At 59.0% G+C, this 13,590-nt stretch carries 13 protein-coding genes; 2 read left to right on the top strand and 11 right to left on the bottom strand.

Going from position 1 to position 13,590, the window contains the following annotated elements; genetic code table 11:
- The 8 genes from pabC to TU81_RS14840 all read right to left on the bottom strand — a co-directional run bounded on the left by pabC (position 1) and on the right by TU81_RS14840 (position 6,157).
- Positions 1 to 816, bottom strand: a complete 816-nt coding sequence (pabC, locus tag TU81_RS14875) for an aminodeoxychorismate lyase (RefSeq protein ID WP_038982093.1) — start codon at positions 814 to 816, stop codon at positions 1 to 3.
- Complete coding sequence (gene fabF / locus TU81_RS14870) at positions 816 to 2,060, bottom strand: beta-ketoacyl-ACP synthase II (protein ID WP_008067780.1); 1,245 nt, start codon at positions 2,058 to 2,060, stop codon at positions 816 to 818. The genes pabC and fabF overlap by 1 nt, the downstream gene beginning before the upstream one ends.
- Before the next feature lie 108 nt (positions 2,061 to 2,168).
- Positions 2,169 to 2,405: an acyl carrier protein gene (acpP, locus tag TU81_RS14865; RefSeq protein ID WP_003442511.1), complete on the bottom strand. Its 237-nt coding sequence runs from the start codon at positions 2,403 to 2,405 to the stop codon at positions 2,169 to 2,171.
- 191 nt (positions 2,406 to 2,596) lie between these two features.
- Positions 2,597 to 3,340 carry a 3-oxoacyl-ACP reductase FabG gene (gene fabG / locus TU81_RS14860; RefSeq protein ID WP_007942004.1) on the bottom strand — a complete coding sequence of 248 codons (744 nt, stop codon included), beginning with the start codon at positions 3,338 to 3,340 and terminating at the stop codon, positions 2,597 to 2,599.
- Between the two features lie 16 nt (positions 3,341 to 3,356).
- Positions 3,357 to 4,295 carry an ACP S-malonyltransferase gene (gene fabD / locus TU81_RS14855; RefSeq protein ID WP_038982092.1) on the bottom strand — a complete coding sequence of 313 codons (939 nt, stop codon included), beginning with the start codon at positions 4,293 to 4,295 and terminating at the stop codon, positions 3,357 to 3,359.
- A 124-nt stretch (positions 4,296 to 4,419) separates the two neighbouring features.
- Positions 4,420 to 5,430, bottom strand: a complete 1,011-nt coding sequence (plsX, locus tag TU81_RS14850; protein ID WP_082157848.1) for a phosphate acyltransferase PlsX — start codon at positions 5,428 to 5,430, stop codon at positions 4,420 to 4,422.
- 3 nt (positions 5,431 to 5,433) lie between these two features.
- The gene (gene rpmF / locus TU81_RS14845) at positions 5,434 to 5,616 is read right to left on the bottom strand and encodes a 50S ribosomal protein L32 (RefSeq protein ID WP_003179396.1); all 183 of its coding nucleotides are present in this window, start codon (positions 5,614 to 5,616) and stop codon (positions 5,434 to 5,436) included.
- 13 nt (positions 5,617 to 5,629) lie between these two features.
- The gene (locus tag TU81_RS14840; protein ID WP_004371317.1) at positions 5,630 to 6,157 is read right to left on the bottom strand and encodes a YceD family protein; all 528 of its coding nucleotides are present in this window, start codon (positions 6,155 to 6,157) and stop codon (positions 5,630 to 5,632) included.
- A gap of 105 nt (positions 6,158 to 6,262) precedes the next feature.
- Between TU81_RS14840 and TU81_RS14835 the strand changes: the two genes are divergently transcribed.
- The gene (locus TU81_RS14835; RefSeq protein WP_038982090.1) at positions 6,263 to 6,841 is read left to right on the top strand and encodes a Maf family protein; all 579 of its coding nucleotides are present in this window, start codon (positions 6,263 to 6,265) and stop codon (positions 6,839 to 6,841) included.
- Positions 6,842 to 6,989: 148 nt separating this feature from the next.
- On the opposite strand, the gene sppA is transcribed toward TU81_RS14835, so the two are convergent.
- The 3 genes from sppA to rluC are packed head-to-tail and all read right to left on the bottom strand — an operon-like array spanning position 6,990 to position 9,617.
- Positions 6,990 to 7,979, bottom strand: coding sequence for a signal peptide peptidase SppA (sppA, locus tag TU81_RS14830; protein ID WP_038982089.1), 990 nt, complete (start codon positions 7,977 to 7,979; stop codon positions 6,990 to 6,992).
- 26 nt (positions 7,980 to 8,005) lie between these two features.
- On the bottom strand, positions 8,006 to 8,668 hold the full coding sequence (locus TU81_RS14825) for an HAD-IA family hydrolase (RefSeq protein WP_048395818.1): 663 nt from the start codon (positions 8,666 to 8,668) through the stop codon (positions 8,006 to 8,008).
- Entirely contained in the window at positions 8,655 to 9,617 is a 963-nt protein-coding gene (rluC, locus tag TU81_RS14820) for a 23S rRNA pseudouridine(955/2504/2580) synthase RluC (RefSeq protein ID WP_008014368.1), read from the bottom strand. The genes TU81_RS14825 and rluC overlap by 14 nt, the downstream gene beginning before the upstream one ends.
- 700 nt (positions 9,618 to 10,317) lie before the next feature.
- Between rluC and rne the strand changes: the two genes are divergently transcribed.
- Entirely contained in the window at positions 10,318 to 13,515 is a 3,198-nt protein-coding gene (gene rne, locus TU81_RS14815) for a ribonuclease E (protein WP_048395816.1), read from the top strand.
- The last annotated feature ends 75 nt before the right edge of the window (positions 13,516 to 13,590 follow it).

Raw genomic sequence — 13,590 nt, 5'->3', positions numbered from 1 at the left:
TCAAGCATCCAGTAGCGCACGAGCAATGGTTTGGAGTTTACGGGTGAGCGGCCCAACCGGCCAGCTCAGTGCGGCATAGGCGCGCACCGGCCAAACGCCATACACGCTGTTGCAGACAAAGACCTCGTCAGCCCATTGCAGCTGCTCGAGGGTGATATCGGTGATTTGCGTGGGAATCCCCAATGACTTGGCTTGAAACAATAATTCGGCACGCATCACGCCCGCCACGCCACAGCGTTTGAGGTTGGCGGTCACCAGCACGCCATCGCGCACCAGGAACAAATTGCTGAACACGCCTTCGATCACCCGCCCGACCTGATCCAGCATCAAGCCTTCGGCATGTTCGGTGTCCTGCCATTCGGAACGGGCGATGACCTGCTCCAGACGATTCAAATGCTTGAGACCGGCGAGCAATGGCTGTTTGGAAAGTCGCGTCGCACAAGGAAAAAGACGAACGCCCTGCTCCGCATGAACAACCGGATAAGCCGCAGGAGGATTGCCTTGCAGGATGCGTCGAGCCTGAGCCGAGGGATCGGCGGCGTAACCGCGCAGGCTGTCGCCGCGGGTGAGGATGAGTTTGAGCACGCCCTCGCCCAGCGCGGCGGCATAGGCCAGCACTTCCGCGCGGATCAATTCATGATCGGCGGCAATCGCCAGGCGCGAACAACCCTCTGCCAGACGCGACAAATGTCGATCCAGCAGCAGCGGCTGCCCGCCCTTGACTGCGATGGTCTCGAACAGACCATCACCGTAAGCCAGGCCGCGATCCTTCAGCGACAAAGCGTCAGCCGGTTGACCGTCGACCCAGCTGTCCATCAGTCAGCGAACCGGCGGAACACCAGCGAGCCATTGGTACCGCCAAATCCGAAGGAGTTGGACAGCACCACGTCGATATCCATGCCACGCGCGGTGTGGGGTACGAAGTCGAGGTCGCAGCCTTCGTCCGGCTCATCGAGGTTGATGGTCGGCGGCGCTACCTGGCTGTTGATTGCCAGTACACTGAAAATCGCCTCGACCGCGCCCGCCGCACCCAACAGGTGACCGGTCATGGACTTGGTCGAACTGACCGCCAGCTTGTAGGCGTGATCGCCGAACACGGATTTGATCGCACAGGCTTCGGCGAGGTCGCCAGCCGAGGTCGAAGTGCCGTGAGCGTTGATGTACTGAACCTGATCGCTATTGATCTTCGCATCGCGCAAGGCATTGGTGATGCAACGCGCAGCACCCGCGCCATCGGCCGGTGGCGAGGTCATGTGGTAAGCATCGCCACTGGTGCCGAAGCCGATCAGCTCGGCGTAGATGGTCGCGCCACGGGCCTTGGCGTGCTCCAGCTCTTCGAGAACCAGTGCGCCGGCGCCGTCGGACAGCACGAAGCCATCACGGCCCTTGTCCCATGGACGGCTGGCCCGGGTCGGCTCGTCGTTGCGGGTCGACAGTGCGCGGGAGGCACCGAAGCCGCCCATGCCCAGACCACACGCGGCCATCTCGGCACCACCGGCGATCATTACGTCGGCTTCGTCGTACATGATGTTGCGTGCCGCCATGCCGATGCAGTGCGTACCGGTGGTACACGCCGTGGCGATGGCGTAGTTAGGTCCCTGTGCGCCCAGGTGGATGGACAGGAAACCGGAAATCATATTGATGATCGAGCCTGGCACGAAAAACGGAGAGATCCGTCGTGGGCCGGAATCATGCAGCGTGCGGCTGGTTTCTTCGATATTGGTCAGACCGCCAATACCCGAGCCCATGGCCACGCCGATCCGCTCGCGATTGGCGTCGGTAACCTCAAGACCTGCGTTACGCACGGCTTGAAAACCTGCAGCCAGACCGTATTGAATGAACAGGTCGAGTTTGCGAGCTTCCTTGACCGACAGGTACTCCTCGACATTGAAGCCCTTTACCGAGCCGCCAAAACGGGTGGAATAGGCAGAAAGGTCGGTGTGTTCGATCAGACCAATGCCACTGCGGCCAGCCAGAATGCCCTGCCAGCTGCTCGGCACATCCGTGCCCAGTGGCGACAACATACCCATACCGGTGACTACGACGCGTCTACGCGACACAGCACTCTCCTTTTTCAAATGACGACTTTGCATCAGGCCTAAAGAAAAAACCGCACGCCATGATGGCAGTGCGGTTTTTCCATGACAGCAAGCAACGATTACAAGCTATTAAGCCTGATGGTTAGTAACGTAATCGATTGCGGCTTGTACAGTAGTGATCTTCTCAGCTTCTTCGTCAGGGATTTCGGTCTCGAATTCCTCTTCCAGAGCCATCACCAGCTCAACAGTGTCAAGGGAGTCGGCACCCAGATCTTCAACGAAGGAAGCAGTGTTGACCACTTCTTCTTCTTTAACGCCCAGTTGCTCAGCAACGATTTTCTTGACGCGCTCTTCGATGGTGCTCATACCTTGTTTTCACTCCTAATGGACAAATTCAGGCAGCTGGCCGGTGGGTAAGTGTATAGAAAGACTTTTCAGTTTTTCAACTGAAAGCTTCACTCCTCAAACCCGGCGACCCTCTGTCTATAAATAGATTGCAGCTTTATAACGGATTTTAGACAGCTCGTATGACATTTTTTTGAAGCAATCCGTCACATTTAACTCATGTACATCCCGCCGTTCACCGGGATTGTAGCCCCAGTAACGTAAGCCGCACCGTCGGATGCAAGAAAAGCGACCACAGACGCGATCTCTTGAGCTTGCCCCAGACGACCCAGCGGAATCTGCGTCTGCAAGGCTTCACGCTGCGCCTCGGGCAATTCACGGGTCATATCGGTGTCGATGAACCCAGGGGCCACCGAGTTTACCGTAATCGAACGCGAACCGACTTCACGCGCCAGTGCACGACTGAAACCTTCCAGACCGGCCTTGGCGGCAGCATAGTTTACTTGGCCTGCGTTGCCCATGGCACCCACAACCGAACCAATACTGATAATTCGTCCCCAACGGGCCTTGGTCATGCCGCGCAAAACGCCCTTGGACAGACGGAACAGGCTGTTCAGATTGGTATCGACGACATCATGCCATTCGTCATCTTTCATGCGCATCATCAGATTATCGCGGGTGATACCGGCATTATTGACCAGGATCGCCGGCGCACCGAATTGCTCCTGAATGCTCGCCAGCACGGCCGCTACGGACTCGTCGCTGGTGACATTGAGTTCCAGGCCAGTACCCTGAATACCATTTTCTTTCAGGGTAGCAGCGATACGCTCGGCCCCCGAAGCGGAAGTCGCGGTGCCGACAACAATGGCACCCTGACGACCCAATTCCAGAGCGATAGCCTGGCCGATACCACGACTGGCACCAGTGACCAGTGCAACTTTACCTTGCAGACTCATGCAAGCTTCTCCTTGTTCAGGCCAGCGCTGCACGGGCGGCAGCGAAAGCGTCTGGGGTATTGAGGTTAGAGGTCGACACGCCTTCGGCGCAACGTTTGTTCAAACCGGCAAGTACTTTGCCAGGGCCGCATTCGACCAGTTCGGTCGCGCCCTTGGCAGCCAGCGCCTGGATCGACTCCACCCAGCGCACAGGCTTGTAGAGCTGCTCAAGCAGATCGCGCTTGAGGGTCTCCAGATCGGCCGGCACGTTGGCGCTGACGTTCTGTACCACAGGGATCTGCGGTGCCTGCCAGTTGATCGCTGCGATCGATTCGGCGAACCGCTCGGCGGCCGGACGCATCAATTCGCAGTGAGACGGCACGCTGACCGGCAATGGCATGGCGCGCTTGGCGCCACGTGCCTTGCAGCCTTCGATGGCGCGCTCGACCGCAGCCTTCGCACCGGCGATCACTACCTGGCCCGGGGAGTTGAAGTTGACCGCGCTAACCACTTCGCCCTGCGCCGCTTCGGCACAGGCTGCCAGCACGTCGGCATCTTCCAGACCCAGGATTGCAGCCATGCCGCCCTGTCCGGCCGGAACGGCCTCTTGCATCAACTGACCGCGACGCTCTACCAGCTTCACTGCGTCGCCCAGGCTCAGGCTGCCCGCAGCCACCAGGGCGCTGTATTCGCCCAGGCTGTGACCGGCAACGTAAGCCGGACGCGCGCCGCCTTCAGCCAGCCACAGGCGCCACAAGGCGATCGAGGCGGTCAGAATGGCCGGCTGGGTTTTATCGGTTTGATTGAGTTGTTCTTCCGGCCCTTGCTGGGTCAGTGCCCACAGGTCGTAACCCAGAGCATCGGAAGCTTCTTTGAATGTTTCGAGGACCACTGGATGTTGCGCGCCCAACTCGGCCAGCATGCCGAGGGACTGCGAACCCTGTCCTGGAAAGACGAATGCGAGGGAAGCAGACATGTAACAAGCCCCTAATGATCTTGTCGTCGGAGAATGACGTCCCGTTTGTGGAACGCAAGAAACTCACAGTTGGATGGCCCATTGAACTGAGCGGTCACATTTAAGCATTGTCCGACGAAAACGCCTAAGGCAACAAATCTTCCAGGCGCCCATGAAGCCGTTCAGGCAAGTTTTCCTGGATCTCGATCAGCGCGCGTTGAATCGCACTCTGAAACCCCTGCACCCCCGCCGAACCGTGGCTTTTCACGACAATTCCCTGCAAACCGAGGAAACTTGCACCGTTATGTCGTGCCGGCGCCAGTTCGGCCTGCAAGCGTTTCATCAGCGGCAGCGCCAATGCGCCCACCACTTTCGACGCGAAATTTTTCTTGAATAACGCCTCGATGCGCCCGGCAATCATGGTCGCCAGACCTTCACTGGACTTGAGCAGGATATTGCCGACAAAGCCGTCACACACCACCACATCCGCCTCGCCACGGTACAAACCGTCACCTTCGACAAACCCGATGTAGTTGATGCCGCGAGCACTCTGCAACAAGGTGGCCGCCAGCTTGACCTGCTGATTGCCCTTGATGTCTTCGGTGCCGATGTTCAGCAATGCCACCCTCGGGCGAACGATGCCCAGGGTTTCTGCCGCGACCGAGCCCATCACTGCAAACTGCAACAAGTGCTCGGCACTGCAGTCGACGTTGGCACCCAGGTCGAGCAACTGGCAGCAGCCCTTCTGCGTCGGAATGGCCGCGATCATTGCCGGCCGATCGATGCCCGGCAAGGTCTTGAGCACAAACCGTGACAACGCCATCAGCGCACCGGTGTTACCCGCGCTGACGCAGGCCTGGACCTTGCCGTCTCGCAGCAGCTCCAGCGCCACGCGCATCGACGAATCGGGTTTGCCACGCAAGGCCTGGGCAGGTTTTTCGTCCATGGTGATAATTTCGGACGCCGGCACAATCGACAGGCGCGCGCGATCCACAGCCGATTGGCTGGCGAGCAGTTCTTCAAGAAGGGAGGGTTGACCGACGAGGGTCAGGTGCAGCGAGGGTGTAGCAGACAGACAAGCAAGGCTGGCCTGAACAATGCTGCGGGGACCGAAGTCCCCGCCCATTGCGTCAATCGCGATGACTTGAGCGGACAAGGATTACTCGTCAGCGCCCTTGTCGATCACTTTACGGCCACGGTATACGCCTTCTGGCGATACGTGGTGACGCAGGTGAACTTCACCGGTGGTTTTTTCTACAGACAGGGTGCTAGCCTCGAGAGCGTCGTGCGAACGACGCATGTCACGGGCAGAGCGGGATTTTTTGTTCTGCTGAACAGCCATAATTGATTAACTCCTAAACGTTTGGGTCACGCTTTAACTGCGCCAATACACTGAACGGGTTGGACCGCGTTACCTCGTCCTCGCTCGGTTCGGGCTCATCGAGACCCGCCGGCTGCTGGCATTCTTCCGGATGATGAGCAGGCACAATGGGCAAGGCGAGCAGAAGCTCCTCCTCGATCAGTGACTGCAGATCCAAAGGATCTTCGCCCAGTTCCAGCACGTCATAACCTTTCGGCAACGACTGGGTATTCGCACCCTCCTTCACCACAGCATAACTGCATTCGCTATGGATCGGCAGGGTGACCAGCTCAAGACAACGCTGGCAAACCATTTTGACTTCGGTGTCGATAAAGCTGTGAATTACCACAGATTTACGTTCATCTCGTTCAAAAACGAATTTAGCCTGCACCGTACCGACAGTATCGGAAAGCGGGTCGCAGAGTCTCTCCAAATCGGCCAGCAGCAGTTCACCTTGAAGGGTGGTGCCACGGTCAGCCAATTTGCGCGGGTCAACGTGAGGTGGAATCGGGTCATTCAACATAGGCGCAGCATTATAGGGATGCCCCCAGCCATGTCAAAGGAAATTCAGCCCTGTCCGTCACTTGAGCCTGCGCTAGAATTCGACCCCTGCCCTTTGGAGATGCGCATGCTGCCTTTATTACTCGCTTCAAGCTCGTCCTATCGCCGGGAATTGCTGGCCCGCCTGCAGCTGCCGTTCACCTGCAGCTCGCCGGATATCGACGAAAGCCATCGTCCGGACGAATCAGCCGTCGAACTGGTAAAGCGTCTCGCCGAAGAAAAAGCCCGCGCACTTGCAGGCAGTCATCCAACCCATCTGATCATCGGCTCGGATCAGGTCGCGGTACTCGGCGAGCGGATTATCGGCAAACCTCACACCTTCGAAAAGGCCCGCGAACAATTGCTGGCATCCAGCGGCGCCAGCGTGACCTTCCTGACCGGGCTGGCACTGCTCAATAGTCAGACCGGCCACTGCCAGGTCGACTGCGTGCCCTTTACCGTACATATGCGCGCACTCGACACAGCGCGCATCGAACGCTACCTGCGCGCCGAACAGCCCTACGACTGCGCTGGCAGCTTCAAGGCCGAAGGTTTGGGGGTAAGCCTGTTTCAAAGCACCGAAGGCCCTGACGCCACCAGCCTGATCGGCCTGCCGTTGATTCGCCTGGTGGACATGTTGCTGGCCGAAGGCGTGCAGATACCTTAAAGGGTCAAAAGATCGCAGTCTCGTTTCACTCGACAGCTCCTACAAGGGATGCGCATTTCAATGCAGGAGCTGTCGAGTGAAACGAGGCTGCGATCTTTTGACTGTAAAAAAACCGGCAAAAAGCCGGTTTTTTTATACAGCAAGAAGATCAGCGCAACGACGGACCCTGAAAGCCCATCCACATCGCCAAATGCTCCGCCACGCTGGCGCCGAGCTTTTTCGAGAAGCGATCGAATGGCGATTCCTCAACAGTGAAATCCACTAACTCTTTCTCGCCGATCACATCACGGGCAACCGAACTGGCATTGCCCAGACCATCGATCAAGCCCAGCGACAGCGCCTGCTCACCCGACCAGACCAGCCCGGAGAACAACTCCGGATGATCTTTGTCCTTCAGACGATCACCCCGGCCCTTCTTGACGCTGCTGATGAACTGCTGATGAGTGGTATCAAGCACGCTCTGCCAGAACTGGGTTTCCGCAGGCTTCTGCGGCTGGAACGGATCGAGGAAAGATTTGTGCTCGCCAGAGGTGTAGGTACGACGCTCCACGCCCAACTTCTCCATGGTCCCGACAAAACCGTACCCGGCTGCCGTCACACCAATGGAACCCACCAGGCTCGCCTTGTCAGCGTAGATCTGATCCGCGGCGCTAGCGATGTAATAGGCACCGGAAGCGCCCAAATCCGAGATCACCGCATAAACCTTGGTATCCGGATGCAGGCCGCGCAAACGACGGATCTCGTCGTAGACATAACCCGACTGCACCGGGCTGCCGCCAGGGCTGTTGATTCGCAGAATCACACCCTTGACCTTCTTGTCCTCGAAGGCCGCACGCAGGCTACCGACGATATTGTCGGCACTGGCCGGCTCTTTGTCGGCAATCATGCCCGTTACATCGATCAGCGCCGTGTAACCAGAGCCGAGGCTCGCACCTTTCTCCATGTCGACCAGCGGCGATAACAGAATCAACGCACCGAACAGGTACAAAAAAGTCAGCGACTTGAAGAATATCCCCCAGCGACGGGACCGGCGCTGTTCCTGCACACCAGCCAGCAGGGTTTTTTCCAGCAGCTTCCAGCTTTTCTCGTCACCGCTTTCCGCACTCGCCTTGGCGGGCGCTTTCCATTCGTCGGTCATGCCATGTACCCCAGCAAAAAAACCAATTAAACCCGCTGATTCAGCCAGGCGTGCAACTCTGAAAAACGATCAATGGCCAGTCTCGGCTCAAATAGCTTCAAGGCGTCGATCGATTGAGCGCCATAGCTGACCGCTACCGAATCCATGCCCGCATTGCGCGCCATCTGCAGGTCGAACGACGAATCGCCGACCATCAGCGCCTGCTCCGGGCGAACCTCGCAATGGGCGAGAATCTGCTCGAGCATCAGCGGATGGGGTTTGCTGGCGGTTTCGTCAGCAGCACGGGTGATGTCGAAATAATCTTCCCAGCCGTGAGACTTCAGCACCCGATCCAGCCCACGACGAGCCTTGCCGGTCGCTACTGCCAGATGATACCCCTCGACACGAAACGCTTCGAGGGACTCGACAACACCCTCAAACAGCGGCGAAGGCACGGCCTCCGCCGCAATGTAGTGATCCGCATAGTGCTGACGGAATGCTATCAGCTCGGCATCGCCAATCTCGGGATACAGGGTGCGAATCGCTTCCGGCAAGCCCAGACCGATAATGCCTTTGACGGCAAAATCATCACGCAACTGAAAACCGGACCGCTCAGATGCGACATGCATCGCCTCGACAATCCGACCAATGGAGTCAGCGAGCGTGCCGTCCCAATCGAAAATCAGTAGCTTGTAATCAGTAGGGTGCACTCAAGCGCTCCACGGTTTTGGCCCACATCTCGTCGACCGGCGCCTGCAACTTGAGCTCACCCCCATCAGGCAGCGGCACGGTCAGCATGTAGGCGTGCAGGAACAGGCGCTTGCCGCCCAGATCACGAATCTCTTTGCTGAAACCCTCATCGCCGTACTTGGTATCACCAGCGATACAATGTCCGGCATGCAGAGTATGGACGCGAATCTGGTGAGTCCGGCCGGTGATCGGCTTGGCTTCGATCAGGGTAGCGAAGTCGCCAAAACGACGCAGGACCTTGAACACGGTCACAGACTCCTTGCCCTCCTCCTCGTCCACTTCAACCATGCGCTCGCCGGAGCGCAGATTGCTCTTGCCCAGCGACGCACGGACTTGCTTGATGGAGGCCGCCCAGTTGCCGCGCACCAGCGCCATATAGCGCTTATCGACACCATCGCCGCGCAATGCCGTGTGCAAGTGGCGCAACATGCTGCGCTTCTTGGCGATCATCAACAGGCCGGAGGTATCACGATCGAGGCGATGAACCAGCTCGAGCTCTTTGCAATCGGGACGCAACTGACGAAAGGCTTCAATCACGCCGTAGGTCAAGCCACTGCCGCCATGAACCGCAATGCCGCAAGGCTTGTTGACCACGATCAGCGCCTTGTCTTCGTAGACAATAGAGGCCTCGAGCCGCTGCAACAGACCCTGGGCCAATGGCACGGGTTCGTCGCGCTCAGGCACGCGAACCGGCGGCACGCGCACGATATCGCCCGCCTGCAGCTTGTATTCGGGCTTGATCCGACCTTTGTTCACCCGCACTTCGCCCTTGCGCAAAATGCGGTAAATCAAGGTCTTGGGCACGCCTTTGAGCCGAGCGAGAAGGAAGTTATCAATACGTTGGCCGGCATATTCCGGCGAGACCTCCAGCAGTTGTACGGCTGGGGTCGAAGGGGCAGTAGTCGTCATGCCGCGGATGATAACAATTTTTTATGGAATTGAAGCACTTAATCATTGCTGCTATAGTCGCGAACGCCGCCAAAAGCGGCCTGGACAGCGGAACCACGGTCAAAAACCGGCCCTGACCAACGCAATTCACCAGGACGCGAGGCCGTCCTACGGGGCTTTCGCTACGTAACGGTGGAGTTTGCAGTTGTAACGAGCGCAGGTGACATAAGGCCTGAATCATGCCGCAAAGCAGAGTTTTCACTCGCCTTCCGAGCAAATATTCACGGCCAGTTCACAAAGTGCAGTCAGCTGCGAACGACCCCGAGCGAACGCTTCGGAAACACCGCCTAAATTAGCCATGATGCGTGACCTCCCCTTTCGGAGCTCACGGTAAATGCCAACCCGCTGCGGATTCTGCGCGCGGCAGCACCCGAATTATCAGGGATACGTGTAGGGTGGAGATGCACAACCGCTGGACTGTGTAGCAATAGGCTTTATCAAGACGCTTCATCTCGTCCACAGCCGCCGGTTGATTCCTCCTCCTGACTGAGTGCTTAAGTAGCCACAGCAAGCAGGACGCGTACGTCGCGACACCGGCCCAATTGGCCGGGGTTCGCTAGACACTGGAGTGGCCAACCACTCCTGACGCACCTGACACCGACCATGAGAAGTCGTGTGTGCCGAACGCCGTTTCCGGCAGCCCGGAAACCGACGGTACTACATGAAAAGAATGCTGATTAACGCAACTCAACCCGAAGAGTTGCGTGTTGCACTGGTAGATGGCCAGCGCCTCTACGACCTGGACATTGAATCCGGTGCACGCGAGCAGAAGAAGGCCAACATCTATAAAGGCCGGATTACTCGCATCGAACCAAGCCTTGAGGCTGCCTTTGTCGATTTCGGCTCTGAGCGCCACGGCTTCCTGCCCCTCAAAGAAATCTCCCGCGAATACTTCAAGAAAGCCCCTGAAGGCCGCGTCAACATCAAGGACGTCCTGAGCGAAGGCCAGGAAGTCATCGTTCAGGTCGAAAAAGAAGAGCGTGGCAACAAGGGCGCAGCCCTGACCACCTTCATCAGCCTGGCCGGCCGTTACCTGGTGCTGATGCCGAACAACCCGCGTGCCGGCGGTATCTCCCGTCGCATCGAAGGTGAAGAGCGCAACGAACTGCGTGAAGCCCTGAACGGTCTGGTTGCCCCGGCCGACATGGGCCTGATCGTTCGCACTGCCGGCCTTGGCCGCAGCAGCGAAGAAATGCAGTGGGACCTCGATTACCTGCTGCAACTCTGGACCGCCATCAAAGAAGCTTCGCTGGATCGTTCCGCGCCGTTCCTGATCTACCAGGAAAGCAACGTGATCATCCGCGCCATCCGCGATTACCTGCGCCAGGACATCGGCGAAGTGCTGATCGACAGCGTTGAAGCCCAGGACGAAGCCCTGACCTTCATTCGTCAGGTGATGCCGCAGTACGCCAGCAAAATCAAGCTGTACGAAGACAGCGTTCCGCTGTTCAACCGTTTCCAGATCGAAAGCCAGATCGAAACCGCCTTCCAGCGCGTTGTCGAACTGCCTTCCGGCGGCTCCATCGTTATCGATCCGACCGAAGCCCTGGTGTCCATCGACATCAACTCGGCGCGCGCCACCAAAGGCAGCGACATCGAAGAAACCGCACTGCAGACCAACCTTGAAGCCGCCGAAGAAATCGCCCGTCAGTTGCGCCTGCGCGACATCGGCGGCCTGATCGTCATCGACTTCATCGACATGACCCCTGCCAAGAACCAGCGCGCCGTGGAAGAAAAAGTCCGCGAATGCCTGGAAGCCGACCGCGCTCGCGTGCAAGTCGGTCGCATCTCGCGCTTCGGCCTGCTGGAAATGTCCCGTCAGCGCCTGCGTCCATCCCTGGGCGAAAGCAGCGGTATCGTCTGCCCGCGTTGCAACGGCACCGGTATCATCCGTGACGTTGAATCGCTGTCGCTGGCGATCCTGCGCCTGATCGAAGAAGAAGCCCTGAAAGACCGCACCGCCGAAGTTCGCGCACAAGTGCCGATTCCGGTTGCAGCTTTCCTGCTCAACGAAAAACGCAACTCGATCACCAAGATCGAACTGCGCACCCGTGCCCGCATCGTCATTCTGCCGAACGATCACCTCGAAACGCCGCACTTCGAAGTTCAGCGTCTGCGTGATGACAGCCCGGAAGCCAGCATCAACCAGTCCAGCTACGAAATCGCCGCTGCCGCTGCCGAAGTCGAAGAAGTCCAGCCAGCCGCCGCGACCCGCACCCTGGTTCGCCAGGAAGCCGCGGTCAAGACCGCTCCGGCCCGCGCCAACGCTCCGGTTCCGACCGAAGTCGCCGCTGCTCCGGTGGCTGCACCAGCTGCCGTAGCCCCAGAGCCAAGCCTGTTCAAAGGCCTGGTGAAGTCGCTGGTCAGCCTGTTCGCCACCAAGGAAGAGCCTGCCGCGCCGGTTGTGGTTGAAAAGCCAGCTACCGAACGTCCTGCTCGCAACGAAGAGCGCCGTAACGGCCGCCAGCAGAGCCGCAACCGTAACGGTCGCCGCGATGAAGAGCGCAAACCTCGTGAGGAACGTGCACCGCGTGAAGAACGCGCACCACGTGAGCCACGCGAAGCCCGTGAAGAAGCTCCAGCAGTCGCCCTGGAACGCGCTCCACGTGAAGAGCGCGCACCACGCGCCCCTCGTGAAGAACGTGCACCGCGCGCCCCGCGTGAAGATCGCAAGCCACGTGGCGAGCGTGAAGAACGTCCGGTTCGTGAATTGCGCGAGCCTCTGGATGCCGCTCCGGCTGCCGCTGCCAACGCTGAAGAGCGTCCAGCCCGTCAGCCACGTGAAGAACGCGCTCCACGCCCACCGCGTGAAGAACGTCAGCCACGTACCGAGCAAGCGGCTGCTGCCGTTGCTGAAGAAGAGTTGACCACCAGCGAAGAGCAACTGCAGGAAGACGGTCAGGAAGGCGCCGAGGGCGATCGTCCACGCCGCCGCTCCCGTGGCCAGCGTCGTCGCAGCAACCGTCGTGAGCGTCAACGCGATGCGAACGGCAACGTGATCGAAGGTTCGGAAGAGTCCGAATCGGCTGAAAACGCCGAAGCGCCAAGCGCTGCCGATCTGGCCGCCGGCCTGGCTGTTACCGCAGCCGTTGCCAGCTCCGTGATCAGCGCACCTGCTGAAGCACAAGCCAACGAGCAAGCTGAACGCGCCACTGCCGCCACTCTGGAAACCGCTCCGGTTGAAGCACCAGTGGTTGAAGCGACCACCCCGGTAGAAGTCACTGCCGCTCCGGAAATCGAAGTGGCACCGGTTCGTGAAGTACAGCCTGAAGTTGAAGCTGCCGCTGAGCCGGCCGTCGTTGCTGAACCAGTGGCTGCTACCGAGCCTGTGGTTGAAGCGCCGGCTGAACGGGTACGTGAAGTTCGCGAAGAGCAAACCACGTTCAACTGGGTTGCCGAGCCACCTGTAGCGGTCGAAGCTCCAGCGCCAGTCGCTGAAGCCCCGGTTGCTGATGCCATGGTCTCCGAGCCAGTGGTTGCTGCTGCCGAGCCTGCTCCAGCGGTTGTTGAAGCGCCAGTTGTTGCCGAGGAGCCTGCACCGGTGGTTGAAGCCGCCCCTGTCAGCGCTCTGACCCCAAGTGGCCGTGCGCCGAACGACCCGCGTGAAGTACGTCGTCGCAAGCGTGAAGAAGAGCGTCTGCAGAAGGAAGCCGAACTGGCTGCTACTGCTGCTCCGGCTGTTGCCGAGCCAGCACCGGTTGTTGCTGAAGTTGTTGAGGCAGCCCCTGCCCCGGCCGCTGAAGTCGCTGCCGAGCCGGTTGAATCCGTGATCGATGAAGCACCACGCTCCGTTCAGGAAGCGGTAGAGCAACACGAGCAAGCCCAGGAAAAAGAGCACGAGCCTAAACCCCTCGCCTGATTCCATCGGCCACTAAAAAGCCCCGCCTGGTGATCCAGGCGGGGCTTTTTTTATGTCCTTTGTAACGCAGGAAAA

It is taken from the genome of Pseudomonas lini (genome assembly GCF_001042905.1).
GTDB lineage: Bacteria > Pseudomonadota > Gammaproteobacteria > Pseudomonadales > Pseudomonadaceae > Aquipseudomonas > Aquipseudomonas lini.
This window is presented reverse-complemented; position numbering and strand designations above follow the sequence as displayed.